Genomic DNA, 24667 nt, shown 5'->3' with positions numbered 1-24667 from the left:
TGCGACCCTCCGCCGCTCAGGGGTTGACCATGGTCACGGAGACGCGGTCGTCCGCGTGCTCCTCGGGCTCGAGCAGGTTCTTGCCGACGAGGCTGCCCTCGGGCAGCGGGACGGGATACTCCCCGTCGAAGCACGCGCGGCACAGGTTGGCCTTGGGGACGTTGGTGGCGTCGACCATAGCCTCGAGCGAGATGTACGACAGCGAGTCGGCGTCGATCGAGCGGCAGATCTCCTCGACGGAGATGCCGTTGGCGATCAGCTCGGCACGCGTCGCGAAGTCGATGCCGTAGAAGCACGGCCACTTCACCGGCGGGCTGGAGATGCGGACGTGGACCTCCGCCGCACCGGCCTCGCGAAGCATCCGTACGAGCTGGCGCTGGGTGTTGCCGCGGACGATCGAGTCGTCGACGACCACGAGGCGCTTGCCGGCGATCACGTCGCGCAGCGGGTTGAGCTTGAGCCGGATGCCGAGCTGGCGCAGCGTCTGGCTCGGCTGGATGAACGTACGGCCGACGTAGGAGTTCTTGACGAGCCCGTGGCCGAACGGGATGCCCGAGGCCTCCGCGTAGCCGATCGCGGCCGGCGTGCCGGACTCCGGGACCGGGATCACCAGGTCGGCCTCGACGGGCGCCTCGGCGGCGAGGCGGCGCCCGATCTCGGCGCGGACCGAGAAGACCCGCTGCTCGGAGATCTGGGTGTCGGGGCGCGCGAGATAGACGAACTCGAACACGCAGCCCTTGGGAGCGGGCTCGGCGAAGCGGTGCAGACGCAGCCCGTCGGCGTCGATCGCGACGAACTCGCCGGGCTCGATCTCGCGGATGAACGAGGCGCCGACGATGTCGAGGGCCGCCGTCTCCGAGGCGACGACCCAGCCGCGCTCGAGGCGGCCGAGGACCAGCGGGCGGATGCCCTGCGGGTCACGCGCGGCGTACAGGGTGTCGTTGTCCATGAAGACCAGCGAGAAGGCCCCGCGCAGCTGCGGGAGCACCTCGAGCGCCGCATCCTCCAGCGAGAGGTCCTCGTACGAGGCCAGCAGCGACGCCATGACGGCGGTGTCGCTCGTCGCGAACTCCCGGACACGTCCGACGAGCTCGGAGCCGGACTCGGCCGTGCGCTTCTCGAGGAGGTCGGCGAGCTCGGCGGTGTTGGTGAGGTTGCCGTTGTGAGCGACAGCGACCGAGCCGTGGACGGTGGGCCGGAACGTCGGCTGCGCGTTCTGCCAGACGCTCGCGCCGGTGGTCGAGTAGCGGTTGTGGCCGATCGCGAGGCTGCCCTGCAGCGACTCCAGCGTCGCCTCATCGAACACCTGCGAGACCAAGCCCATGTCCTTGTAGACAAGGATCTGCGAGCCGTTGCTCACCGCGATGCCCGCCGACTCCTGGCCGCGGTGCTGGAGGGCGTAGAGCCCGAAGTAAGAAAGTTTGGCTACTTCTTCGCCTGGAGCCCAGACTCCGAAGACACCGCAGGCATCCTGGGGGCCGACGTCGTGGGGGTCCAGGTCGTGGGTCAGACGACCGTCTCCGCGAGGCACGCCTCAAGTGTAGGTGTCGAACCCGAATGCGCCGCATCGGCGACCCCTTCACCCTGGACCCATGGATGCAGACCGACTACGAGCCGTCCGCACGATCGACGCCTCGGCCGCCAAGATCTTCGCCGTGCTGACCGATCCGTACGAGCATCCGGCGCTGTCGGGCGCGGGCGATGTGGTCACGGTCGTGGCGGCGGAAGTCCCGCTGCGACTGGGCTCGGAGTTCCGGATGAGGATGCGGCGCGGACTGCCGTACGAGACGCGCAACGTGGTCGTGGCCTACGTCCAGAACCAGACGATCGCCTGGCAGACCACGATGCTCGGCGGGCTGGTCGGAGGGCGCGTGTGGCGGTACGACCTCGAGGTCGTACCGGCGGGGACGATCGTCACCGCCACGTGGGACGTGTCGGAGGACAAGCAGCGTTGGCTGCTGCTGCGGGGCGGCATCGGGGCGAAGACACAGCGTCAGATGACGCGCTCGCTCGCTCGCCTCGCGGGGCGGGTCACCGGCTCGGGCGGTCCCAGAAGATGAAGAAGATCGCAATGATCAGGATGGGGATGCCCACCGCGACTGCCCCGACGACGGGTTGCGGGATGTTCACGGCGGCGTAGATCTGGTCGAGCGGCACGTCCTCCAGCGTACGTGGGGTCTCGACAGGCTCGACCGCCGGACCTCCGCCGGTCGAGCCTGTCGAGACCCCCACCGCCGGGCCACCCTTGCCTCGCCTTGTGAGCCGTGTCACAGTCTTGCCACTGCCCGACGCCACACCCGCGCCGCACCGAGGAGTCCGTCCATGACCGCAGCCCCTCCGACGCCCACGTTCCTCGACGACCGCCTCGCCTACTGGGCGGACGCCACTCCCGACGCTGAGTGCATGGCGTACGGCGACCGGGCGTGGACGTACGGGGAGTTCGACGAGCGGGTGCGTCGCGCCGCTGCAGGCCTGCGCGACCTCGGTCTCGGGCGCGGCGACGTCGTCGGGTTCCTCGACAAAAACCACCCCGCGTGCGTCGAGATCACGCTGGCCGCCGCATCTCGCGGGATGGCGACGGCGATCGTCAACTGGCGCCTGGCGGGCGACGAGCTCGACTACACGATCAACGACTCCGGCGCACGCGTCCTGTTCGTCGGCACCGAGCTCGCGCCCGCGATCGAGCTCATCCGCGACAAGCTGCCGCACGTCGAGGAGATCATCCAGGTCACGCCGGACGGTGCCGAGGGCGACGAGTACGAGGCGTGGCTCGCCGCGGCCGAGCCGACGGGGCCGTCGCCCGACCACACACCCGACGACGTCTGCCTCGTGATGTACAGCTCGGGGACGACCGGACGACCCAAGGGCGTGATGCTGACCCATCGGGCGATGGTCGCGCACACGATCAACGCGCACGACGGATGGGCGCTCGAGCCCGGCGACAAGAGTCTCGTCGCGATGCCGCTGTTCCACGTCGGCGGCACCTCGTACGTGCAGTTCGCGCTCCACGACGGGTTCCCGAGCATCATGACGCGCGAGCCCGACCCGGTCTCGCTGGCGACGGCGATCATGAAGGGCGCGAACTCCGCCTTCCTCGTGCCCGCCGTCGCGCAGATGGCACTGTCCGGCGGGCCGGAGGCGGTCGCGCTGTTCGGCAAGCTGAAGTTCTTCACGTACGGCGCCGCGCCGATGCCGCTCCCGCTGCTGCGGCGCGCGATGGAGGCGTGGCCCGACACGCAGTTCATGCAGGTGTACGGCCTGACGGAGGTGTGCGGCGTCATCACGCACCTGCTCCCCGAGGCACACCTGGACGACGAGCACCCGGAGCGGCTCCTGTCGGCGGGCGTGCCGATCCCAGGCGTCGAGACCCGCGTCGTCGACCCGTTCTCGCTGGAGGACGTGCCGGAGGGCGAGGCGGGCGAGCTCTGGTTCCGTACGCCGCAGCTGATGAAGGGGTTCCTCGACAAGCCCAAGGCCACGGCCGAGGTGATCATGCCGGACGGCTGGTTCCGTACGGGCGACGTCGGTCGGTTCGTCGACGGATACGTCTATGTCGAGGACCGGATCAAGGACATGATCGTGACCGGCGGCGAGAACGTGTACTCCCCCGAGGTCGAGCGCATCCTGACCGGGCACCCGGCCGTGGCGGAGGTCGCGGTCATCGGCGTGCCGGACGAGCGGTGGGGCGAGAGCGTGAAGGCCGTCGTGGCGTTCCGCGAGGGCGAGTCGGTGACCGAGGAGGAGCTGATCGCGTTCACCCGTCAGCAGCTCGCCGGCTACAAGTGCCCGCGCACGATCGACATCGTGGAGCTCCTGCCGCGCAACCCCTCGGGCAAGATCCTCAAACGCGACCTGCGCAAGTCGTACTGGGCGGAGACCGGCCGCCAGATCTGACGGCCGCAGGAAGCACGCCCCCAACTCGCACCGCCAAGACACCGGTCGGCCACGGTTTGCCACGCCAATCGAAGAGGGACCACGTCGGTCAACGGGTCTGGCGTACACCCCGACAAAAGGACCCGACGTTTCACTCCTGATATGGGGGTGAAACGTCGGGTCTTTTTGTCGGGTCTTGCGTCAGGCCCTTACTTCTTGACCTTGACGGCCTTCGACTTCTGGACGACCGACTTGTAGCCGGGCTTGGTGTAGGTGACCTTCACCGAGATCTTCTTGCCCTTGAACGACTTCTTGAGCTTGAGGCTCTTGGCCTTCGCGCCCTTGATGGCCTTGCCGTTCTTGAGCCACTGGTACGAGACCTTCACACCGGCGGCCTTGCCCGGCTTGGCGGTCAGCTTCTTGCCGACCTTCGCCTTGCCCTTGATGGCCACCTTGCCCTTGACCGCGAACGACCCGGCGGCGACCTTGCCGACGGAGACGTTCGAGACGCGCGTGACGTAGCCGACCTTCGTCGCCGTCGACCGAACCGCCACGGTCTTGCCGAGGTCAGCAGGCTTCACCACGTACGACGTGCCGGCGCCGGCGGCCTTGCCACCGACGAGCCACTGGTACGCGACAGTGCTGGCGGGGTTGGTGGTGCCGCCGCTCGCGACGATGCGCTGTCCGACGACGGCCTTGCCTGTCGCCTTCAGCGCCGTGGCGGGCGCGAGGGTCCCGGGGGTCGGGGCCGGAGTGACGTCAACCGTGGCGATAACGGGCGCCGTGCCGACGACCGTGCAGTTGACCGCGACGTCGATGAACCCGCCACCCGTGTAATCCTTGAGGGAGATCTTCGCCGCGAAGTCGACCTTGCCGAGCGAGATCGAAAGGTCGTCACCGGACGTCGTCGGAATCGCGGGGAACGTGATGCTCGCCGGCCAGACGACGGAACCTGCAGCCGGGACCGTGAAATCGGCGTCGTTGAAGGCGAGCGTCGCGGGGCTGGGGACCCCGGCCTCATTGGCGTTCACCGACACCTTCGCGGACACGCCCTTGGCGCCCATCGACTGCGCGCGGGCGAAGTCGCTCCACTTTGTGCCCCAGGTCCACGTCGCGTCGGCGGTGAGTGTCACGGCCTGCCCCTGCGTCACCTGAGCCGGCGCGGTGACATCGAGGCTCAACTTCGCGTCGTATCCGGCGAACGAGAGGGCCGTACACGTGTAGTCCGTCGTCGTCGCTTCCGCAGCCTGTGCCGCGGTCACCGGGAGTGCCGCGAGCGCCCCTGCGACCAGGGCACCGGCCGCGATCATGCCCGCACCACGGCGGGTCGGAGTCGTCTTCATGTCTTCTCCTTCCGCGGCCACCTCTGCAGCAGCCGTTGAGAAGAACGTAGAACGAATTCGTGGAAGATATATGGTTACAGATATATCTTCTCACTGGTTGAGCCGAGCACTCACCTCTCTGCGAGCTTGCTCAGCAGCAGCGTCTCCGCGAGACAAACCCTCGCAAACTCCCCCAGATGCAGCCCTTCGTCGATGCCGTGAGCCCGCGTGTCCGGGTCCTCGACACCGGTCACGAGCACCGCCGCGCCGGGATAGCGGACGGCGAACTCCGCGATGAACGGAATCGACCCACCGACCCCCATGTCGATCGGCGCAACGCCGTCCCACGCCTCGCGGAACGCCTCGCGCGCGGCGTCGTACGCGGGTCCGGTCGCGTCGACCTCGTACGCGTCTCCGCGGTCGTTGGGCGTGACCGTGACCTTCGCTCCCCACGGCGCGTGCGACTCCAGGTGGGCGACCAGCGCGTCCATGGAGGCGTCGGTGTCCGAGCCTGGCGCGATCCGCATCGAGACCTTCGCCCGCGCCCGTGGCACCAACGTGTTTGATGACTCCGCGATCGACGGCGCGTCGATACCGATGACCGCGATCGAGGGCTTGGCCCAGAGCCGCTCGACGACCGAGCCCTTGCCGATCTGCTCCACCCCCGGCAGCACGCCCGACTCAGCGACGAGGCGATCCGCCGGATACTCCACATCAGCCGCCATCGTCGCGTGCAGCCCGGCGACCGCGACCTCGCCGGAGTCGTCGTGCAGCGTGGACAGCAGCCGCGTCAGCACCATCAGCGCATCGGGGAAGACGCCACCCCACATGCCGGAGTGGACGGAGTGCTTCAGCGTCTCCACCTCGACGACGCAGTCGACGAGACCGCGCAGCGTCGTCGTGAGCGCTGGCGTACCGATGTCCCAGTTGCTTGAGTCCGCGATGACGATGACGTCGGCGGCGAGACGCTCGCGGTACGTGTCGAGCAGCGCACCGAGGCTCGCCGAGCCCGACTCTTCCTCGCCCTCCACGAAGACCGTCACGCCGACGGGCGGCTCGCTGTCGTACGCCCGAAACGCCGCGAGGTGCGCCGCGATCCCGGCCTTGTCGTCGGCGGCACCCCGGCCGTACAGGCGCTCTCCACGCTCGGTCGGCTCGAACGGCGGTGACGTCCAGGCCGCGGGGTCACCGGTGGGCTGGACGTCGTGGTGCGCATAGAGAAGGACCGTCGGGGCCCCCTCGGGAGCGGGGTGGTTCGCGATCACCGCGGGACCGCCTCCGGCCTCGACGACGTCGACCTCCGCGAACCCGGCGTCCCGCAGCAGCGCGGCGACCGCGTCGGCGCTGCGCCGGACGTCGCCGGCCCGTGCCGGATCGGCACCCACGGACGGGATGCGTACGAGGTCCTTCAAATCCGAGAGGACCGAAGGCATGATGCTATGGAGGCGTTGCACCGCTTCAGGGCTCATGTCGGCACCATACGGGGGACCATGTCCATGCATCTCGCACGCATCCACCACGCATCCAGACGTGGGCTCACTGCAGTCGTCGCGTCGCTCGCGCTCGCCGCCGGGCTCCTCGCTCCGGCGCTCGCCGCCAGCCCGGCCCACGCGGTCTCGGCCCCGGGCAACTTCACCGGTTTCGGCTTCGACGCGTGCACCGCGCCGACCCAGGCGCAGATGGATGCCTGGTGGGTCTCGTCGCCGTTCGCGGCGGTCGGCGTCTACATCTCGGGCTCCTCACGCGCCTGCGCCCAGCCGCAGCTCACCCGCAGCTGGGTGTCGACCCAGGCGAAGCGCGGGTGGCGTCTGATGCCGCTCCACGTCGGGATGCAGGCGCCCTGCTACACCGGCAACAAGCAGAAGATGTCGACGAACCCGACAACCGCCCGCGCCCAGGGCATCGCCGCCGCCAACGAGAGCGTCGCGGCGGCGCGTGCGCTCGGCATCGGCAAGAAGCGCGTCCTCTACCTCGACATCGAGGCGTATCCGATCTCCAACGCCGCCTGTGACAACGCGGTGATCCGCTTCCAGGACGGCTGGACGGCACGCCTGAAGCAGCACGGCTACAAGTCCGGCCTCTACTCGAGCGCCTCCGCGGCCATCGCCTCGATGAACGCGCTCAAGGAGGCGGGCGTCCGCAGCTACAACTACCCGCACCACCTCTGGATCGGCTGGTACAACGGCAAGCCCAACACCAAGGCCGAGCCCTACCTCGACGACGCGTACTGGGCCAACCACAAGCGCATCCACCAGTACGTCGGCAACACCCTCGCCCGCTACAACGGCGTCACGATCAACATCGACCGCAACTTCCTCGACGTCGGCAAGGGCTCCAACCCCACCAAGCCGAAGGCGCAGTGCGGGACCCACAAGATCAGCAAGTACCGCACCGTCAAGCCCGGCCAACGCCGCCCCGACCTCGCGCCGGCCGTGAAGTGCCTGCTGCGGCAGCGCGGCTACTTCAAGGGCTCCACGAAGAGCAAGGTGCACAACGCCAAGGCGCAGCGCGCGACCAAGCGGTTCCAGAAGGCGCACGGCATCAAGCAGTCCGGGACCGTCACCCGCCGGACGTGGGTGGCCCTGCTGTCCGACGGCTCGCAGCCGGTGCTCAAGCGCGGGTCGACCGGCAAGTACGTCTACCGGCTCCAGCGCTCGCTGACCGCCGCACTCGGTCGGTCGGTGCCTCGTACGGGGCTGTTCGACACCACGACGGAGAAGGCGGTGCAGGCCTACCGCAAGAAGGTCAAGCTCCCGGGCTGGCGCACCGCCGAGCCGAACCTGTGGGCGTCGCTGCAGGCCGGCAGGCGCTGACCGGGCTCGATCACACCAGCGGCAGGTACGGCGTCAGGTTGCTCCGCTCTCCCGACGCGTGGACCCGCCCCGCCGCGACCGTCTCCGCCCACGTCGTACGCCCGGTGGCGAGCGCGATCCATGTGGCGGGGTCCATCTCGACGACCGCCGGCGGGGTGCCGCGGGTGTGACGCGCCCCGGGGATCACCTGCACAGCGGCGTACGGAGGCACCCGTACCTCGACGCTGTTGCCCGGCGCCCGCTGGTCGAGCAGCGCCAGCAGGTGCTTCGTGGCGGCCCGCAGATCGGCCGGCGTCGCGTCGGTGCCGGACTCCCGCGCCTCGTCGAGCCGCGCGGCCAGCTCCGCCCACTGCTCCTCGCTCAGCGGGGTGAGGCGTCGTGCCATCAGCCCCACACCTCCGCGACCTGAGCAGCGATGCCCGTCGCCTGGGTGAACCCGGCCCGAGCCGTCGCCGCCCGCGCGGAAGGATCGAGCACGTTCTTGCCGATCGCGCGCCGTGCCTCGGCACGGGGGGCGACGACGGTCGTCCGCCCGCTCACCTTGCGCAGCTGCGCGGCAGCACCGCGTGAGGCGGGAAACGAGCTGGCCAGCGGCGTCAGTGCGACGACCCGGTCGTACGACACTGCCAGGTCGGCGTTCGCGGACGAGCGCGTCCCGCCGTCGATGTAGCGCCGCCCGTCGATCGACACCGGCGGGTACACCCCCGGCACTGCGCAGCTCGCGGCGACCGCGCGCACGAGCGGCACCCCGTCTGCCGCGCTGAACACACGGAACTGCCCCGACGCCGCATCGACGGCCGTGACACGCAGATTGCGCGTGGGCCAGTCCTGCGAGACGAGGCGGTCACGGATCACTGCGATGCGCTCGTCCTCCGACGGCAGGCGACCCGACTCCGCAGCGCGGACGGCGTACGCGCCGAGACGACGCCCGAGTTCCTCGAGATCGCGCCCGGCCCGCAGCGCCGACCACACCCACTGGGCGGTCACGGCGCGGCCGATCGCGGACATCGGCTCGGGCCCGTGCGTCCCGAGCGGCGCGAGCTGTCGGGCGTACAGGGCTTCGGTCGTCGCCCCGTTGGTCACCTGCGCCCCAACGACGGAGCCCGCCGACGTCCCGACGACGAGGTCGGCCGAGGTCAGGTCGAGGCCGGCCTCGGCGAGTCCGTGCAGCATCCCGATCTCCCAGGCGATGCCGGTGATGCCGCCACCGCCCAGGACCAGCGCGCGTGAGGTCATGCGCGCCATTGTGCCGGAGGGGTCTCGACAGGCTCGACCAGCGGAGGCGGCTCGACAGGCGGAGGGTCTCGACAGGCTCGACCAGCGGAGGTGGCTCGACCAGCGGAGGTGGCTCGACCAGCGGAGGTGGGGGTGCCGACTTAGCGTGGACGGATGCGCGCACTCCAGTACCTCGAGATCGGGCAGCCTCCTCGTGTCGTGGAGATCGACATCCCGGAGCCGGGCCCCGGCCAGATCCGCCTCAAGGTCACCGCCGCCGGTGTCTGCCACTCCGACGAGTTCGTGATGAGCCTGCCCGAGGAGGCGTACACGTTCGGGATCCCGCTCACCCTCGGCCACGAGGGAGCAGGCACGGTCGACGCCCTCGGCGACGGGGTCGCCAACCTCGAGCTGGGGACGTCCGTCGCCGTCTACGGCCCGTGGGGCTGCGGGCGATGCCACGCCTGTGCACGCGGCGCGGAGAACTCCTGCCCGTACGCCGCCGAGCTCGGCATCGCGCCGCCGGGTCTGGGCGCGCCGGGGGCGATGGCGGAGTACATGATCGTCGACGACGCGCGACACCTCGTGCCCCTCGGCGATCTCGACCCCGTCCGCAACGTCTCGCTCACCGACGCCGGGCTGACGCCGTACCACGCGATCCGGACGTCGATGCCCAAGCTCGTCGCCGGCAGCACGGCCGTCGTCATCGGGGCGGGCGGGCTCGGGCACGTCGCGATCCAGATCCTGCGCGCCCTCACCGGTGCTCGTGTGATCGCCCTCGACGTCAACGAGGAGAAGCTCGCGCTCGCGAAGGACGTCGGGGCCCACGAGGCAGTCCTGTCGAACGCGGACGCTCCCGCGGCGATCCGAGCTCTGACCGGCGGGCTCGGCGCCACGGTGGTCTTCGACTTCGTCGGGGCACCGCCGACCGTCACGATCGCCTCGGCGTCGGTGGCGATCGAGGGCGACGTCCAGATCGTCGGGCTCGGCGGCGGGACGGCGGCCGTCGGGTTCGGGGTGACCCCGTACGACGCCACATTCCGCTCCCCGTACTGGGGGACGCGCAGCGAGCTGATCGAGGTCTTCGACATGGCGCACCGCGAGCAGGTCCATGTCGAGATCGAGACGTACTCGCTCGACGACGCGCCGCGGGCGTACGAGCGGCTGCACGCCGGGCAGATCCGCGGGCGTGCGGTGGTCCTGCCGAACGGGTGAGGTTTCGACAGGCTCAACCACCGGGCCTCGGTTTCGACAGGCTCAACCACCGGGACTTACGCCAGCAGGGCGGCGATCGCCAGGATCGTGACGAACGAGAGGACCGTGGTCGCGAAGACGACGTCGCGCACGACGGGCACCGCGCGGTCGTACCGCACCGCGGTCACGAACACGTTCTGCGCCGTCGGCAGTCCGGCGACCACGACGACCGCGAGCAGCGCACTGCCGTCGAGCCCGAGAAGGAAGCGCGCCACGACGTAGGCGACGAGCGGCTGGACGACCAGCTTGAGCATGCTCAGCACCGCGACCTGACCACCCGCACCGCTCGCCCCCGGCTTCGGGCCAAGCCGCAGCGAGATGCCGAACGCGATCAGCATGCCGGGGATCGCGAGGCCGGCCAGCAGGTCGATCGGATCGGCCACCCATCGCGGCACCGACACCCCCGAAACCGCGACGACCACGCCGATCAGGGCGCCGACGGTGACGGGGTTGCGAAACGGGCGTGACAGCACGGAGAGCACCGTCGGCCGCTCCCCCGAGCCGGACTGGTCGAGCACGACGAACGCCAGCGGCGCGATCACCAACAGCTGGAGCAGCAGCGCGCCGGCGACCGCCGACGCGTCGCCGAGGACGTAAATCGCGATCGGCAGGCCGAGGTTCCCGGCGTTCACGTAGCCCGCCGTCAACGCCGACAACGTCGCATCGCCCCACCCGCGCCGCCACCGCCAGCGCGCGAGGGCGAGCGCGATCGCCGCGACGACGACCACACTGACGGCGTTCGCCACGAGTGCCTGCGACAGCGCACCCGCCACGTCGACCTCGGAGAGCACCGAGAAGAGCAGTGCCGGGCTGCCGACGAAGAAGACCAGCCTCGACAGCATCCACTGGTAGTCGAGCGTGACGACGCCGAGGTGGGCGAGGACGAACCCGACGGCGATCACCACCGTGATGACGCCGAACCCCTCGAGAACCCCGATCACACCCACCATCCTCACCGACGCGGCCGCGCGGACGTACAACTCCCCGTTCTCGCGCGCCTGCCGCACGGGAACGGGGGAGCTGTATGCCTTGGTGGCCGCTCAGCCGCTCACTCGGCGCCGGCTCCGGTCATCGACCGGACCTCGAGCTCGCGGTACTTCACCGGATCGGCCTTGGACTTCGAGGTGACCGTGCCCAGCCAGCCGAGGAAGAAGCCGATCGGGATCGACACGATGCCGGGGTTCTCCAGCGGGAACCAGCTGAAGTCCACGCCCGTGCCGAACAACGACAGGCTCTCTCCGGTCTCCGGGTTGACCTTGCCCGACACGACGGGCGAGAAGAACACGAGACCGACCGCGGAGATCAGGCCGCCGTAGATGCTCCACGTCGCACCGCGCGTGTTGAAGCTCTTCCAGAACAGGTTGTAGATCAACGCCGGGAGGTTCGCCGACGCCGCGACCGCGAAGGCGAGGGCGACCAGGAAGGCGACATTGAGCGACTGTCCCGGGATCGCCAGCGCGATGGCGACGCCACCGATCACGAACGCCGCGATCCGCGCCACCTTCACCTCGTCCTGCCCGGAGACCTTGCCCTTCTTGATCACGTTGGCATAGAGGTCGTGGGCCACCGACGACGCCGACGCGAGGGTCAGCCCCGCCACGACCGCAAGGATCGTCGCGAACGCCACCGCCGCGATCAACGCCAGCAAGATCGCGCCGCCCGTCGACCCTTCGCCACCGCCGACAGCTTCGGCGAGCAAGGGTGAGGCGAGATTGCCTCCGGACTCGGCGACCTTCGCGTACTGGCTGTCCGACAGCAGCGCCGCTGCGCCAAAGCCGAGGATCAGCGTCATCAGGTAGAACGTGCCGATCAGGCCGATCGCCCAGTTCACCGAGACGCGGGCCTGCCGCGCCGTCGGGACCGTGTAGAAGCGGATGAGGATGTGCGGCAGTCCGGCGGTGCCGAGGACGAGCGCGATGCCGAGCGACAGGAAGTCGAGCTTGCTGGTGAAGTCAGCGCCGTACTTCAGGCCCGGCTCGAGGAACGCCTGCCCGTGACCGGAGTTGCTGGCCGCCGTGCCGAGCAGCTCGGAGAGGTTGAAGTTGAACTTCGCGAGGACGAGCACGCTGATCAGCAGCGTGCCGACCATGAGGAGGACGGCCTTGACGATCTGCACCCAGGTCGTGCCCTTCATGCCGCCAACGACGACGTAGAAGATCATCAGGATGCCGACGCCGACGATCGTGAGGTTCTTCAGCGTGTCGCCCTCGACGCCGAGCAGCAGCGACACGAGCGCGCCGGCGCCGACCATCTGGGCCAGCAGGTAGAAGATCGAGACCACGACGGTCGAGACCGAGGCCGCCGTACGGACGGGCGTCTGCCGCATCCGGTACGCCAGCTGGTCGGCCATCGTGAAGCGACCGGAGTTGCGCAGCAGCTCGGCGATCAGCAGCAGCGCCACCAGCCAAGCGACGAGGAATCCGATCGAGTAGAGGAATCCGTCGTAGCCCGACAGGGCGATCGCGCCCGAGATCCCGAGGAACGACGCCGCCGACATGTAGTCGCCGCCGATCGCGAGACCGTTCTGGAAGCCGCTGAACGAGCGGCCGCCTGCGTAGTAGTCGGCCGCGGTCTTGGTGTTGCGGCTTGCCCAAAAGGTGATGGCGACCGTCAGCAGCACGACGCCGACGAACAGCACCGTCGTCAGTGTCTGGTGCCCGCCCTCCTCGCCCGCCGCGAGGATCACGTTCGTCCCGCTCATCGGGCGACCTCCTCGTCGAACTCGGCGCGCAGCTCGTCAGCGATCGGGTCGAGGTTCTTGGCGGAATACTTCGAGTACCAGACGGCGATCGCAAACGTGGTCACGAACTGCAGGAGGCCGAAGACCAGGGCCACATTGATGTTGCCGACCAGCTTGGTCCCCATGAATCCGGGAGCCCAGTTGGAGCAGACGACGTAGAGCAGGTACCACGCCATGAAGCCGATCGTCACGGGGACGACGAAGGTCAGGTACTTGCTCTTGAGGGTGCGGAACTCCTCGGTCGCATGGATGCGTTCGTACGCCGCATCCTGCGCCGCGCTGGTTCTCTCGATCACGGCTTCGCCTCTCGGGGTGCACGGTCAGGGCTCTTCGCGTGAACCTAAGGCGGCCGACTTGCTGTGTGCCAGATCACATGCGCGGGGGTCGGTGGGCGCGTCCGAGCGGTCGGCGTACGGTCCCGCACGTGCGACGAGCGGTGGCGCTGAGCCGTTGAACGGCACGCCTGACGAGTCGCGCTCAGTCGAAGTGCTGGAGCTCGTCCCAGAGCTCCGGCCACGGGTGCAGCGGCCCGCGACACACCCCAATGGGCAGCCCTTCTTCTTCGTTGTCGACGTCGGTGCCGTTCGCGAGCCGCCCCACGACCTCGCACCCCTCGAAGAGCATGCGGGCCTGGGCGTACTGCCCGCCCACGACCACCACCGTCTCGGTGTCGCTGGGCGGTCGAGCCTGCTCGTGGAGAGCGTTCTGCCCGCTGTACGGGGTGGGCAGGCCGAGCGCAGGCCCGTACCGGTCGATCGCCCCCGCCTCGCCGTAGTTGGACGTGAAGATCGCCGCGCGCTCGCGCTCGTCGCTCGGCACCGTCTCCCAGACGTCGGCGACCTGACGGACGTACGTCGGCCAGCCGATCTGGTCGACGACCGTCGTGTTCATGTCCGGGACGGGCGTGCTGGTGAGGGCGCTCACGGGGATCACGGGCAGGGAGACGGCGACGCTGACCGCCGCGTAGACGGTGAGCGCAGCGCCGATCGCGACCCGTACGGCGACCGACGAGCGGGCAAGCCACGCGGCGGCCGGCACCCAGCCGGCGGCGAAGAGCACGGCAAGGAGACCCGCCGGGTAGTAGAACTGCGCTCCGCCGACGTACGTCAGCACGAGGACGACCACGAACGCGACGACGAAGGCGCGCAGCACCCGCCACTCCGGTCGCCGCCAGAGCGACACCGACCCAACCACCCAGATCGCCGGGAAGAGGATGAAGAGGAACGGCCACATCATCACGCGGACCTCGTCGGCGTTGTTCTCGGCCAGCGCCGCCCCCATCTCGAGCTGGGGGAAGTCGTTGACGACCTGGTAGACGAGATTCGGCATCCCCACGACCGCCGCGACAGCGCCGCCGGCCCAGAACCACCCCGAGCGGAGCACGCGTCGAGGACCGACGAGCGCGAGCCCGACGACAAGGCCGAGCACCCACCACGGGATCAGCAGCCGCCCGTACGTCGCCAGGCCCACCGCGACACCGACCGCCAGCCACCACCGCGCCTCGCCCCGCAGCAACGCACGGATCGCGAACCACGACGCGACCATCCAGGCGAGAAGGTCCGTCGACGTCGTCACCAGCACGTGCCCGGCCACCAGCGGGAACGACGCGAACGCGAAGGTCCACGCGCACAGTCCTTGCGCGAGCGCCCCACCGCCGAGCTCGCGGGTGAGCGCGGCGGCGACCAGCGTCGAGGCGACCACGGCCACGATCGCCGGCAGGCGCACCGCCCACGGCTCGTCGGCGACGAGCTCGGTCATTGCGTTCGCGAGGAGCGGGATCAACGGCGGCTGGTCGACGTAGCCCCACGCCGGATCGAGCATCCGGAAGTAGAGCTCGTCGCGGTGGAACCCGTACCGGTTGGCCGTCGCGAGCAGGACCACGGCAAGGGCGGCCGCGGCCGAGAGCACGGGAACGCGCGCGTACGGCGGGACGGGATCGGTGACCGGCCCGCCTTCTCTGGTCGCACGGGCCGTCGTGCCCATGCCCTGCAATCTAGGGGACTACCGGCTCAGGCCGCCGTGTGACGGCCACCACTGAATTCGTCACGTGCTCAGTCATGCGGGTATTGTGGAGAGCAGGACGCACCCTGCGTCCGCGGTCGTCTGCTCGAGCGGCGCGCACCATGCGCCCTCCCGTCCTCACTCGTGAGTGGCTGCAATCACGGCCACCCCCACGATAGAAGGACACCTCTGTGCCCACCTTCGCCGACCTCGGCGTGCCTGCTCCCCTCGTTGACTCCCTCGCCCAGCGCGGGATCACGACCCCCTTCCCCATCCAGGCGGCCTCGCTGCCCGACACCCTTGCCGGCCGTGACGTCCTCGGCCGCGGCCGTACGGGCTCCGGCAAGACCGTCGCCTTCAGCCTCCCGACGCTGGCCGTGCTCGCGTCGAGCGAGCGCCCGCGCCGCGCGAAGCAGCCCCGCGCACTGATCCTCGTCCCGACGCGCGAGCTCGCCGTCCAGGTGCTCGAGACCCTCGCCCCGCTCGCGAAGGCGATCAACCTGCGCGCGATGACGATCTTCGGCGGCGTCGGTCAGAACCCGCAGGTCGCCGCACTGCGCAACGGCGTCGACGTCGTCGTCGCGACCCCCGGTCGCCTCGAGGACCTCATCGCGCAGGGCCACTGCGATCTGCGCGCAGTGGAGGTCACGGTGCTCGACGAGGCCGACCACATGGCCGACCTCGGCTTCCTGCCCGTCGTCAAGCGTGTCCTGGACCAGACCCCGCGCAACGCGCAGCGCATGCTGTTCTCGGCGACGCTCGACAACGGCGTCGACGCGCTGGTCAAGCGCTACCTGACTTCGCCCGTGACGCACTCCGTCGACGAGGCCACCTCGCACGTGCCCGACATGGAGCACCACGTCCTCGCCGTCGCGCACGACGACAAGGCCGCGGTCATCAACGAGCTCGTCGGCGGCGAGGGCAAGACCCTCGCGTTCACGCGGACGAAGCACGCCGCCAAGAAGCTGGCCAAGAAGCTGACCGACGCCGGGATCCCCGCGGTCGACCTCCACGGCAACCTCAGCCAGAACGCCCGCCAGCGCAACCTCGCGGCGTTCTCCGACGGCTCGGTGCGCGTCCTGGTCGCCACCGACATCGCCGCCCGCGGCATCCACGTGGACGACGTGTCGCTCGTCGTGCACGTCGATCCGCCGTCCGAGCACAAGGCCTACCTGCACCGTTCCGGCCGTACGGCACGTGCGGGCGCTTCCGGCATCGTCGTCACCGTCGCCACCAGCGAGCAGCGCCGCGACGTGCGTTCGCTCATGCGTGCCGCCGCGATCAAGCCGACCGAGCACGCCGTGGCACCGGGTGCGGAGATCTTCGCCGAGCTCGTCGGCCCGCAGGCCGACCGGATCGCGCCTCCGCCCGTGGTGGCGTCGCAGCCCTCCGCCAACGGCGGTCGTGGCAACGGCCGAGGCCGTGGCGGCCAGGGCGGCAACGACGTCGCACGCAACCGCCGCCGCCGCAGTGGTGGCGGCAGCGGCACGGGGAGCGCCTCTTCCGGCGGGAACAGCTCGCGTAGCGCGGGTGGTCAGCGCGCGGGCAGCGGCGCGCAGCGTTCCGGGTCGGGCTCCGCGTCGGGCGGTTCGCGTACGGGTGGCGCAGCGGGATTCTCGTCCCAGGCGCGCACCCGCCGCGGACGCTGACGCTGGATCAGATCGTCGCGCCGGCCTCGAAGTCGGCCGTGACGACGGCGGTGACGTCGATGTCGTCGGGCTGCAGCTCGAAGCCGCCGCCGTTGCCGCCGCCCCCGGCGGCGGCGCGCATCGCCACGCCCGGGCCAGGAGCGCCACCGCTCCCGATGTGGGGTCGCAGCCCGTCCTCGTACAGGGCGGTCAGGCGGACGGGGCCGAGCCCCAGCGCGTCCGCGTAGGCCTGCGCACGCGTGACGGCATCGAGTGCGGCGGCCGCCCGTACCTCTGCGACGACGCGGTCGCGGTGTGCCTCGGTCAGCGCCCAGTCGATCGACCGGATCGTGACACCGGGCTCCAGCGACACCGCGCCGACCCAGGACGAGAGTGCCGCGAAGTCGGCGAACTTCACGTGGATCGCCGCATTCGTACGGAAGCGCCGGACCTTGATCTGGTCCTCGTGAGCGCTGGGCTTGATCCACTCGTCGTACGGGAAGGCGGCGACCTGGTCGGCGCCCCACCATGTCGCGGCACCGCCGGCGACCGCATCCTTGGCCTGCTCGACCAGCGAGGCATGGGCCTGCTCGGAGCGCGCCACCACGTCGGCGCGACGCTCTCCGGCGAAGCTCACGAGCACCTGGACGGTGCCGCGTTCGGCGGGGTGGCTCTGGGTGGCACGACCGGCGACGGTGATACGAGGCATGGCCGCACCCTAGCCGTACGAGTCAGGTGCGAGGCGGCTCGTCGCTGAGGATCCGCTGGAACAGCAGGTGGTCCTGCCAGCGGCCGGCGATGAACAGGTAGTCGCGCGCCTGACCGATGTGCGCGAACCCGGTACGCCGCAGGACGGCCTGCGACGCCTCGTTGTGGAGCAGCGTCGCGGCCTGGACCTGGTGGAGACCGAGGCCACGGGCGTGGTCGCAGACCGCGTCGACGGCCCTGGTCATCAGCCCGCGGCCAGTGTGCGCCGAGCCCAGCCAGTAGCCGAGGTGGCCGTTCCGGTAGGCCCCGGCGACGACGTCGTTGAGGTTGAGCGAACCGGCGACCGCGCCGTCGTCGGCGACGATCAGCGCCGTGATGCTGCGACCGGCAGCGTCGTCGGCCATCCGGGCGACAAGTCGCTCACGCTCTGCAGCGTCGGTGAAGTAGCCGTCAGGCCTGACGGGCTCCCACGGCGCGAGATGCGTGCGGTCGCCCCGTGCCGCCGCCGCCAGCGCGGGAGCGTCGTCGGGTGTCGCTCGGCGCAGGACATACCCGTCCGTCAGCGCGACGTGCAACGGCGCGGCGCTCACGCGGTGCGGTCCGCGGACTCCTCGACGCGCTCGGGCGCCTTCTCGTCGGCCGGCCCGGCCGCCAGCTCCTCCGGCTTCGGCGCAGGCTCGACCCCAGGCACCTCGGCTGGCACAACCGTCTCGGTCAGCACCCCGACCGGCGTGCTGAGGACGGCCCTCGGCGGCGCATGCCGCGCGATGACCGGCGGCGTCTCGCCGACGATCGCGTTGTGGCCGCCCTTCCAGAAGATGTAGCGCGAGCCCAGGTTGATCATCGTCGCGAGCCGGTTGCGGTTGCCCAGCAGGAAGTACAGGTGGATGAGGATCCACGTCACCCAGGCAGCGAAGCCCGTGAGCTTGCCGAAAGGCCTGAGCTCGGCCACGGCGGAGCTGCGGCCGATGGTCGCCATCGTGCCCTTGTCGACGTACCGGAACGGCTTGTGCTCCTGGCCCTTGAGCCGCTTCTTGATGTCCTTCGCGATGTACTTGCCACCCTGGAGCGCCGGCTGCGCGAGCTGCGGCAGCGCCCGGTCGCCGTCCTCGACGGCGATGTCGCCCACGGCGTACACGTTGTCCAGACCCTGGACCCGCAGGTGATCGTCGACCATGATGCGGCGCCCACGCCCGAGGGGGACGCCCCAGTTCGCGATGATCGGGTGCGTCGTGATGCCGGAGGCCCAGATGACCATGTCCGCCGGGATGAACTCACCGTCGTTCACGACGACCCCGTCGGGTCGGACCTCCTTCACCGACGTCTCCAGACGAAGGTCGACGCCACGCTTCTCGAGCGACTTCTTCGTGTAGTTGCGCAGCTTCGGCGCGAACGGGCCGAGCACGTGCGGCGCCATCTCGACGAGCGTGATGTGGATGCGCTCGTTGTCGATCTCCGGGTAGGTCACCGGCATGTCGACGTTGCGCATCTCAGCCAGCGCGCCCGCCGTCTCGACACCGGTCGGGCCGCCGCCGACGACAATCGCCCGGAAGTCGGTGTTCTGGCCGTTGACCGCGGCGTCCTCGAGGATCTCGAACATCCGGTCGCGCACCGCCAGCGCCTGGGAGCGCTTGTAGAGCGGCAGCGAGAACTCCTCCGCCCCGGGGATGCCGAAGAAGTTCGCGGTGACGCCCGAGGCGATGATCAGGTAGTCGTACGAGAGCGTCAGACCGCCGTCGAGGCTGATCGTGCGGGTCGAGTGCTCCATCGAGACGACCGTGCCCTTGAGGAAACGTACGTTGTCCTGCTTCGCGCGGATCGAGCGGAGGAACCACGTGATGTCGCCGGGATTGAGCGTTGCCGTCGCGACTTGGTACAGCAGGGGCTGGAACGTGTTGTAGGTGTGCCGGTCAACCAGCGTCACGTCCACGTCGGCCTTGCCGAGCGCTCGCACCGCCGCGACGCCACCGAAGCCACCGCCGACGACGACGACGTGAGGTCGCGGGCGCGGCAATACCTGCGTTTCTTCCATGACTTCGAGCGTACGCCGCGGTTTCACCTGGCGCGGATGAGGGCAGAATCGCCGACCGCTCCGACGTGATCTGTCTCACCTCCCTACGATTGAGGCATGAGCGATCACTTCGACGTCGTCGTCCTTGGCGCCGGACCGGGCGGCTACGTCGCCGCGATCCGTGCCGCACAGCTGGGCAAGTCCGTGGCTGTCATCGAGCCCAAGTACTGGGGAGGTGTCTGCCTCAACGTCGGATGCATCCCGAGCAAGTCGCTCCTGCGCAACGCCGAGCTGGCGCACCTCATCCAGCACGAGGCCGAGTCCGTCTTCGGCATCGGCGTGGGTGAGGTCACCCTCGACTACGGCAAGGCCTACTCGCGCAGCCGTGAGGTCGCCGACGGCCGCGTCAAGGGCGTCCACTTCCTGATGAAGAAGAACAAGATCACCGAGATCCACGGCACCGGAGCCTTCACCGGTCCCCAGTCGATCGCGGTGTCCCTCAACGACGGCGGGACGCAGGAGGTCACCTTCGACTCCTGCATCATCGCCACGGGGTCCTACACCCGACTGCTCCCGGGCACGCAGCTGTCCGACCGCGTCGTCACGTACGAGGAGCAGATCCTCGCCGACAGCCTGCCCGAGTCGATCATCGTCGCCGGCGCCGGCGCGATCGGCGTCGAGTTCGCGTACGTCCTCAACTCGTACGGCGTGAAGGTCACCATCGTCGAGTTCCTCGACCGCGCCGTCCCCAACGAGGACGCGGACGTGTCCAAGGAGCTCACGAAGGCCTACAAGAAGCTCGGCATCGAGATCCTCACCTCGACCCGCGTCGACGCGATCGACGACTCCGGCGACAAGGTGAAGGTCACTGTCACCCGCGATCCCGAGGGCAACGCCAAGGAGGAGGTCCTCGAAGCCGACAAGGTCCTCCAGGCGATCGGCTTCGCTCCGCGCAGCGAGGGCATCGGGCTCGACAAGGCGGGCGTGACGGTGTCGCCGCGCGGCGCGATCGAGATCGACGATTACATGCGGACCAACGTCGACGGCATCTTTGCGATCGGTGACGTCACGGCCAAGCTCATGCTCGCCCACGTCGCAGAGGCGCAGGGGATCGTGGCGGCCGAGATGATCGGTGGCGTCGAGACGTTCCCGCTCGACTACGTGATGATGCCGCGCGCGACCTTCTGCCACCCGCAGATCGCGTCGTTCGGCTACACCGAGGCGCAGGCCAAGGAGAAGGGCTTCGACGTCAAGGTCGACAAGTTCCCCTTCTCGGCCAACGGCAAGGCCCCGGGTCTCGCCGACACGGCCGGCTTCGTGAAGCTCGTGACGGACAAGACCTACAACGAGCTGCTGGGTGCCCACCTCGTCGGCCCGGAGGTCACCGAGATGCTCGGCGAGCTCACCCTGGCGCAGCGCTGGGACCTCACGGCCGACGAGGTCGCCCGCAACGTGCACGCGCACCCGACGCTGTCCGAGGCCGTGCAGGAGGTCATCCACGGCGCAGCGGGCCACATGATCAACCTCTGACGCTGAAAGACCCGGCGTTCCGACCAGATGCTGGCCGGAACGCCGGGTCCTTTCGTCGGGTCGTACGTCAGGCGATCAGTGCCTGCCGCCGTGGCCGTGGCCACGCGAGAACGACGGCTGCGACTGCGGGTTGAGCTCGTCGTACTTGTAGCCCTTCGCACCCGCCAGCCTGCGGTCCTTGACCCCGAACACGTCGAAGCCCTTCTGGATGTCGTTCGAGTAGATGTAGCCGTTGTAGTAGTACGCCGACCACGATCCACCGAGGATCAGCCGCTCCGCCGAGAGCGGGCCGCGGTCGAACCACGCCAGCTCCTTCGGGTTGGCCGAGTCGGTGAAGTCCCACACCGAGATCCCGCCCTGGTACCAGGCCTGGACCATGATGTCCTTGCCCTTGATCGGGATCAGGGACCCGTTGTGCGCCACACAGTTCTCGGTGTTGGCCTGGGTCCGCGGGATCTTGAAGTAGCTCTTGAACTCGAGCTTCTTGGCCTTGGTGATGTCGTAGATCGCGTCCGCGCCCTTGACGTCGCCGACGGTCGGGTTGCAGGTCGGGCCACCGCCGCCGCCGAGCTCGTCGGTGAAGACGACCTTGGTGCCGGCGTTGTTGAACGTCGCCGAGTGCCAGAACGCGAAGTTGGTCGTGTCGCGGACCTGCTCGATGACCTTCGGCTTCTCACGGTCCTTGATGTCGAACAGCACGCCGTCACCCATGCAGGCGCCCGCGGCGATGTCCTTCGACGGGTACGCCGTGATGTCGTGGCAGCCCGACGTCGTCGACGAGTAGCCGCCGGGCGGGTTGCCGCCGTCGGGGAACACCACCGGCTCAGCGACGATTGCGGCTGCGGCCGGGTTCTTGACCGGGATCTTCACGATGCTGATCAGGTCGTGCGGCGGCTGGCAGTCGGGGAACGCGACGTTCGGCGAGTACGACGAGACGTACGCGTAGAGGTTCTTCTTGTCCTTCGACGGCGCGAGCGTGTGCGTGTGCGATCCGCATTTCGTCTCGACCGACGCGACGTACTTCGGCGACGCGGGCTTGCTGATGTCGAAGACCTTCAGGCCCTCCCACGACTCCTTCACCGACGCCGACTGGCCGATGTTGTCGCAGGAAGCGTTGCTGCGGCTCGAGTCGGTGCTCAGGATCAGCAGGTTGCCGCTCACCGAGATGTCGTTCTGGGAGCCCGGGCAGACGACCTGCGCGACCTGCGTGGGGCGGCTGCCCTTCTTGATGTCGTACACGGTGAAGCCGTTGTAGTTGCCTGCGTAGGCGTAGTTGCCCTTGAACGCCAGGTCGGTGCTGAACGCCGCCTCCTCGGCGAAGGCGCCGTTCTTGGGGATGTTCGCGAGCAGCTTCATGTTCGGGCTGGAGGCCGTCTCACCGACGCCGAGCTCGGTGTCGGCGTCATCGACGGCGGCCAGACGCTGAGCGGCCACCGGTGCGGGCGACTCGCTCCCGTCATCGGGGACGCCGATGGAGGGCGCTGCCCCTGCCAGGGTGCTGACGACGAGCGCCGCGGCGCCGGCGGTCACGGCGAGGGCGCGGGGTAGTCGATCACGACGCGTGGGTCTCATGCGGAGGACCTTCCTGGAAGATGTTGATCGAAGCATTGCGCCAAATGCCTAACTCCGCAACGCTTCGTAGGTCGCAATGAGTCGTCGAAGGGAACATCTCCGTGGTAGATCGCGTGCGTGGTTCGGTCGTCGTCAGGCTCTCCGCCCTCGCTCTCGGCACGGCGCTCCTGGCCTCGTGCTCCGGTGACGGCGACGCCGACGGGGCGGACGCGACGGATCCGCCACCGGCGCAGAGCACGGTCATCCAGCCCGGTCTGCCGGGGGAGTCGAACCGGACGCTCGCGCCGAGCGACTACCCCGACTCGACGTCCTACAACAAGGCCGACGTCGAGTTCGTGACCGGCATGATCGCGCACCACCTGCAGGCGATCGAGATGACCGAGCTCGCGAAGACCCGAGCCGAGGACGCGAGCGTCCGGAGCCTCGCCGACCGCATCTCCGCGTCACAGGGCCCCGAGATCCACGCGATGGCCGCCTGGTTGGAGGTCCGCGAGCTGCCGGTCCCCGAGGGCGCGTCCGGACACGGAGGGCACGGCGGTCACGGGGGCACGACCGCGATGCGCGACCCTTCCCACGGGATGCTCACCGAGGAGGAGATGGAGGAGCTCGCCGACGCCGACGGCGCCGCGTTCGACCGTCTCTTCCTGCGCGGGATGATCCAGCACCACGAGGGCGCGGTGGCGATGTCCGACAGCGCGCAGACCGAGGGCGCGGACCTGATGGCCAGCGAGATGGCGGCCGACATCGCGTCGGGCCAGGGCGCCGAGATCGCGCGGATGCAGGCGCTGCTGGACCAGGTCAGCTGACCCGTACGGTCAGCGACCCACCCGAAGCCACGCGGTGACCTCGCGCCGCCACACGAGCATGACGCACGCGACCTGGGCGACGAGCCAGACCAGGCCGAGCGGCGCGAGGGCCACCGACGCCACCATGCTGAGGCCGGCGACGACGGTGAAGACGATGCGCGCCGCCGGCTTGCGCACCAGCAGCGTCAGTGCCGACACGGCTCCGGCGACCGCGAGGACGCCGAGCGTGAGCGAGATCAGGAACATGTCGCGGGCATAGCCCTGCGGGTCGTCCCCGACGAGCTGCTGCACCTCCGACTCGGAGAACATCGGCGGGTTCGTCAGCATGTCGACGTACTGGGACGGCGACACGAGGTAGATCAGCGCGTTGAGGCCGAACACCGCGGCGACGATGCCCGACAGCACGGTCGCGGTGACGGCCGCGGTGATCAGCGGACGGGGGCGCGGGAGCTGCCCGGGGCGGCCGTACGGCGGCTGCTGGCCGTACGGCGCGGGCGGCTGGCCGTACGGGGCCACGGGCGGCTGCTGCTGCGCGGGGCCGGGGAACGGGTGCTGGTACGAGCCGGGGCCGGCGGCGTACGGGCGTGGCGACGGCGGGGGCTGCGAGGCCTCCGAACCGGGCTCGGGCGCACGCACGGGCGGCGTGGTCGTCGTGTGCACGGGACGAGGCGCGGGCGCTTCGCGCGGCGAGGTCGCCGCGTTTGCGGGCTCGATCTCCCGTCCGGCGAACCAGGCACGGGACTCCGCACTCCACAGGAACACGACGACCATCACGCCGAGCATGGCGGGGATGATCCCCGTGGCACCCGTCGACGCGAACGTCACGGTCGACAGGAGAGAGGAGACCGTGAGCCCGATGCGCGCACCCTTGTGACGCTTGGCGGTCCAGACCGCGAGGACGATCGACGTCGTCGCGAGCGCGCCGGCGGCCATGAGGATCACCCGCAGCCAGCTGAGCGCCTGGTCCACGGTGAGCGTCCCAGTGATGGGAGAGGCGTCGAGCGTGCGCTCCACCTGCTCGCGGACCTCGAGCGAGCCCCAGCCCGACAGGGTCGTCAACACGCTGATCAGGACCAGGACGGACGCCACCCCCGCCGTGAGGCAGGCCATCATCACCTTTTGCGGACGGGCGGTCGTCGGGTTCGCCATGGGGTCATCCCATCACGGGAGTGGTGGTGCGCGGTGAGCCTGGTC

At 69.6% G+C, this 24667-nt stretch carries 22 protein-coding genes; 7 read left to right on the top strand and 15 right to left on the bottom strand.

The genetic code is table 11. From position 1 onward, the window contains the following. Positions 1-16: 16 nt before the first annotated feature. Positions 17-1531, bottom strand: coding sequence for an amidophosphoribosyltransferase (gene purF, locus HCT63_RS03125; RefSeq protein ID WP_167001339.1), 1515 nt, complete (start codon positions 1529-1531; stop codon positions 17-19). A gap of 61 nt (positions 1532-1592) precedes the next feature. Here purF and HCT63_RS03120 point away from each other — a divergent pair, with 61 nt between their 5' ends. After that, complete coding sequence (locus tag HCT63_RS03120; RefSeq protein WP_167001338.1) at positions 1593-2060, top strand: SRPBCC family protein; 468 nt, start codon at positions 1593-1595, stop codon at positions 2058-2060. Here the strand turns inward: HCT63_RS03120 and HCT63_RS20640 are convergent. Continuing rightward, positions 2032-2157 carry a hypothetical protein gene (locus HCT63_RS20640; protein ID WP_255490689.1) on the bottom strand — a complete coding sequence of 42 codons (126 nt, stop codon included), beginning with the start codon at positions 2155-2157 and terminating at the stop codon, positions 2032-2034. The genes HCT63_RS03120 and HCT63_RS20640 overlap by 29 nt on opposite strands. Before the next feature lie 165 nt (positions 2158-2322). On the opposite strand from HCT63_RS20640, the gene HCT63_RS03115 reads away from it, so the two are divergent. Next, positions 2323-3894, top strand: a complete 1572-nt coding sequence (locus tag HCT63_RS03115; protein ID WP_167001337.1) for a long-chain-fatty-acid--CoA ligase — start codon at positions 2323-2325, stop codon at positions 3892-3894. Between the two features lie 188 nt (positions 3895-4082). Here the strand turns inward: HCT63_RS03115 and HCT63_RS03110 are convergent, their stop codons facing one another. Then, complete coding sequence (locus tag HCT63_RS03110; RefSeq protein ID WP_167001336.1) at positions 4083-5216, bottom strand: hypothetical protein; 1134 nt, start codon at positions 5214-5216, stop codon at positions 4083-4085. A gap of 110 nt (positions 5217-5326) precedes the next feature. Continuing rightward, the gene (locus HCT63_RS03105; protein WP_167001335.1) at positions 5327-6664 is read right to left on the bottom strand and encodes a dipeptidase; all 1338 of its coding nucleotides are present in this window, start codon (positions 6662-6664) and stop codon (positions 5327-5329) included. Between the two features lie 21 nt (positions 6665-6685). Between HCT63_RS03105 and HCT63_RS03100 the strand changes: the two genes are divergently transcribed. Beyond that, positions 6686-8008 carry a glycoside hydrolase domain-containing protein gene (locus tag HCT63_RS03100; protein WP_167001334.1) on the top strand — a complete coding sequence of 441 codons (1323 nt, stop codon included), beginning with the start codon at positions 6686-6688 and terminating at the stop codon, positions 8006-8008. A gap of 10 nt (positions 8009-8018) precedes the next feature. Here the strand turns inward: HCT63_RS03100 and HCT63_RS03095 are convergent, their stop codons facing one another. Further along, entirely contained in the window at positions 8019-8393 is a 375-nt protein-coding gene (locus HCT63_RS03095) for a sterol carrier family protein (protein WP_167001333.1), read from the bottom strand. Then, positions 8393-9244: a patatin-like phospholipase family protein gene (locus HCT63_RS03090; RefSeq protein WP_167001332.1), complete on the bottom strand. Its 852-nt coding sequence runs from the start codon at positions 9242-9244 to the stop codon at positions 8393-8395. The genes HCT63_RS03095 and HCT63_RS03090 overlap by 1 nt, the downstream gene beginning before the upstream one ends. A gap of 153 nt (positions 9245-9397) precedes the next feature. On the opposite strand from HCT63_RS03090, the gene HCT63_RS03085 reads away from it, so the two are divergent. Next, a complete protein-coding gene (locus HCT63_RS03085) occupies positions 9398-10438 on the top strand; it encodes an NAD(P)-dependent alcohol dehydrogenase (protein ID WP_167001331.1) in 1041 nt (346 codons plus the stop codon). A 56-nt stretch (positions 10439-10494) separates the two neighbouring features. Here the strand turns inward: HCT63_RS03085 and HCT63_RS03080 are convergent, their stop codons facing one another. The 4 genes from HCT63_RS03080 to HCT63_RS03065 all read right to left on the bottom strand — a co-directional run bounded on the left by HCT63_RS03080 (position 10495) and on the right by HCT63_RS03065 (position 15200). Then, positions 10495-11427, bottom strand: a complete 933-nt coding sequence (locus HCT63_RS03080) for an AEC family transporter (RefSeq protein WP_243842914.1) — start codon at positions 11425-11427, stop codon at positions 10495-10497. A gap of 98 nt (positions 11428-11525) precedes the next feature. Continuing rightward, positions 11526-13178 carry a cation acetate symporter gene (locus tag HCT63_RS03075; protein ID WP_167001329.1) on the bottom strand — a complete coding sequence of 551 codons (1653 nt, stop codon included), beginning with the start codon at positions 13176-13178 and terminating at the stop codon, positions 11526-11528. Continuing rightward, the gene (locus HCT63_RS03070) at positions 13175-13513 is read right to left on the bottom strand and encodes a DUF485 domain-containing protein (RefSeq protein WP_167001328.1); all 339 of its coding nucleotides are present in this window, start codon (positions 13511-13513) and stop codon (positions 13175-13177) included. The genes HCT63_RS03075 and HCT63_RS03070 overlap by 4 nt, the downstream gene beginning before the upstream one ends. A gap of 181 nt (positions 13514-13694) precedes the next feature. Continuing rightward, the gene (locus HCT63_RS03065; protein ID WP_167001327.1) at positions 13695-15200 is read right to left on the bottom strand and encodes a glycosyltransferase family 39 protein; all 1506 of its coding nucleotides are present in this window, start codon (positions 15198-15200) and stop codon (positions 13695-13697) included. A gap of 209 nt (positions 15201-15409) precedes the next feature. Here HCT63_RS03065 and HCT63_RS03060 point away from each other — a divergent pair, with 209 nt between their 5' ends. Further along, positions 15410-16867: a DEAD/DEAH box helicase gene (locus HCT63_RS03060; RefSeq protein WP_167001326.1), complete on the top strand. Its 1458-nt coding sequence runs from the start codon at positions 15410-15412 to the stop codon at positions 16865-16867. Between the two features lie 7 nt (positions 16868-16874). On the opposite strand, the gene HCT63_RS03055 is transcribed toward HCT63_RS03060, so the two are convergent. The 3 genes from HCT63_RS03055 to HCT63_RS03045 are packed head-to-tail and all read right to left on the bottom strand — an operon-like array spanning position 16875 to position 19586. Continuing rightward, positions 16875-17555, bottom strand: a complete 681-nt coding sequence (locus tag HCT63_RS03055) for an SIMPL domain-containing protein (protein WP_167001325.1) — start codon at positions 17553-17555, stop codon at positions 16875-16877. A gap of 22 nt (positions 17556-17577) precedes the next feature. Then, complete coding sequence (locus tag HCT63_RS03050; protein ID WP_208322239.1) at positions 17578-18144, bottom strand: GNAT family protein; 567 nt, start codon at positions 18142-18144, stop codon at positions 17578-17580. Further along, on the bottom strand, positions 18141-19586 hold the full coding sequence (locus HCT63_RS03045; RefSeq protein WP_167001324.1) for an FAD-dependent oxidoreductase: 1446 nt from the start codon (positions 19584-19586) through the stop codon (positions 18141-18143). The genes HCT63_RS03050 and HCT63_RS03045 overlap by 4 nt, the downstream gene beginning before the upstream one ends. A gap of 96 nt (positions 19587-19682) precedes the next feature. Between HCT63_RS03045 and lpdA the strand changes: the two genes are divergently transcribed. Further along, a complete protein-coding gene (gene lpdA, locus HCT63_RS03040) occupies positions 19683-21095 on the top strand; it encodes a dihydrolipoyl dehydrogenase (RefSeq protein ID WP_167001323.1) in 1413 nt (470 codons plus the stop codon). Positions 21096-21170: 75 nt separating this feature from the next. On the opposite strand, the gene HCT63_RS03035 is transcribed toward lpdA, so the two are convergent. Continuing rightward, a complete protein-coding gene (locus tag HCT63_RS03035; RefSeq protein ID WP_167001322.1) occupies positions 21171-22667 on the bottom strand; it encodes a hypothetical protein in 1497 nt (498 codons plus the stop codon). 101 nt (positions 22668-22768) lie between these two features. On the opposite strand from HCT63_RS03035, the gene HCT63_RS03030 reads away from it, so the two are divergent. Beyond that, on the top strand, positions 22769-23473 hold the full coding sequence (locus HCT63_RS03030) for a DUF305 domain-containing protein (protein ID WP_167001321.1): 705 nt from the start codon (positions 22769-22771) through the stop codon (positions 23471-23473). A 9-nt stretch (positions 23474-23482) separates the two neighbouring features. Here the strand turns inward: HCT63_RS03030 and HCT63_RS03025 are convergent, their stop codons facing one another. Beyond that, positions 23483-24622, bottom strand: a complete 1140-nt coding sequence (locus HCT63_RS03025) for a hypothetical protein (protein ID WP_167000410.1) — start codon at positions 24620-24622, stop codon at positions 23483-23485. Between the last annotated feature and the right edge of the window lie 45 nt (positions 24623-24667).

The sequence above is a fragment of the Mumia sp. ZJ430 genome (assembly GCF_011751845.1).
Lineage (GTDB): Bacteria > Actinomycetota > Actinomycetes > Propionibacteriales > Nocardioidaceae > Mumia.
The sequence above is the reverse complement of the archived record's forward strand: the minus strand, read 5'-3'. Positions and strand labels throughout refer to the sequence as shown.

Excerpts from the sequence above, each read along its gene's own strand:
- HCT63_RS03025 (WP_167000410.1), bottom strand. The coding sequence starts at position 24,622 with ATGGCGAACCCGACGACCGCCCGTCCGCAAAAGGTGATGATGGCCTGC.
- HCT63_RS03035 (WP_167001322.1), bottom strand. The coding sequence starts at position 22,667 with ATGAGACCCACGCGTCGTGATCGACTACCCCGCGCCCTCGCCGTGACC.
- HCT63_RS03095 (WP_167001333.1), bottom strand. The coding sequence starts at position 8,393 with ATGGCACGACGCCTCACCCCGCTGAGCGAGGAGCAGTGGGCGGAGCTG.
- HCT63_RS03045 (WP_167001324.1), bottom strand. The coding sequence starts at position 19,586 with ATGGAAGAAACGCAGGTATTGCCGCGCCCGCGACCTCACGTCGTCGTC.
- HCT63_RS03120 (WP_167001338.1), top strand. The coding sequence starts at position 1,593 with ATGGATGCAGACCGACTACGAGCCGTCCGCACGATCGACGCCTCGGCC.
- HCT63_RS03080 (WP_243842914.1), bottom strand. The coding sequence starts at position 11,427 with ATGGTGGGTGTGATCGGGGTTCTCGAGGGGTTCGGCGTCATCACGGTG.
- HCT63_RS03100 (WP_167001334.1), top strand. The coding sequence starts at position 6,686 with ATGTCCATGCATCTCGCACGCATCCACCACGCATCCAGACGTGGGCTC.
- HCT63_RS03090 (WP_167001332.1), bottom strand. The coding sequence starts at position 9,244 with ATGACCTCACGCGCGCTGGTCCTGGGCGGTGGCGGCATCACCGGCATC.
- HCT63_RS03085 (WP_167001331.1), top strand. The coding sequence starts at position 9,398 with ATGCGCGCACTCCAGTACCTCGAGATCGGGCAGCCTCCTCGTGTCGTG.
- HCT63_RS03105 (WP_167001335.1), bottom strand. The coding sequence starts at position 6,664 with ATGAGCCCTGAAGCGGTGCAACGCCTCCATAGCATCATGCCTTCGGTC.
- HCT63_RS03115 (WP_167001337.1), top strand. The coding sequence starts at position 2,323 with ATGACCGCAGCCCCTCCGACGCCCACGTTCCTCGACGACCGCCTCGCC.
- HCT63_RS03110 (WP_167001336.1), bottom strand. The coding sequence starts at position 5,216 with ATGAAGACGACTCCGACCCGCCGTGGTGCGGGCATGATCGCGGCCGGT.
- lpdA (WP_167001323.1), top strand. The coding sequence starts at position 19,683 with ATGAGCGATCACTTCGACGTCGTCGTCCTTGGCGCCGGACCGGGCGGC.
- HCT63_RS03065 (WP_167001327.1), bottom strand. The coding sequence starts at position 15,200 with ATGGGCACGACGGCCCGTGCGACCAGAGAAGGCGGGCCGGTCACCGAT.
- HCT63_RS03055 (WP_167001325.1), bottom strand. The coding sequence starts at position 17,555 with ATGCCTCGTATCACCGTCGCCGGTCGTGCCACCCAGAGCCACCCCGCC.
- HCT63_RS03075 (WP_167001329.1), bottom strand. The coding sequence starts at position 13,178 with ATGAGCGGGACGAACGTGATCCTCGCGGCGGGCGAGGAGGGCGGGCAC.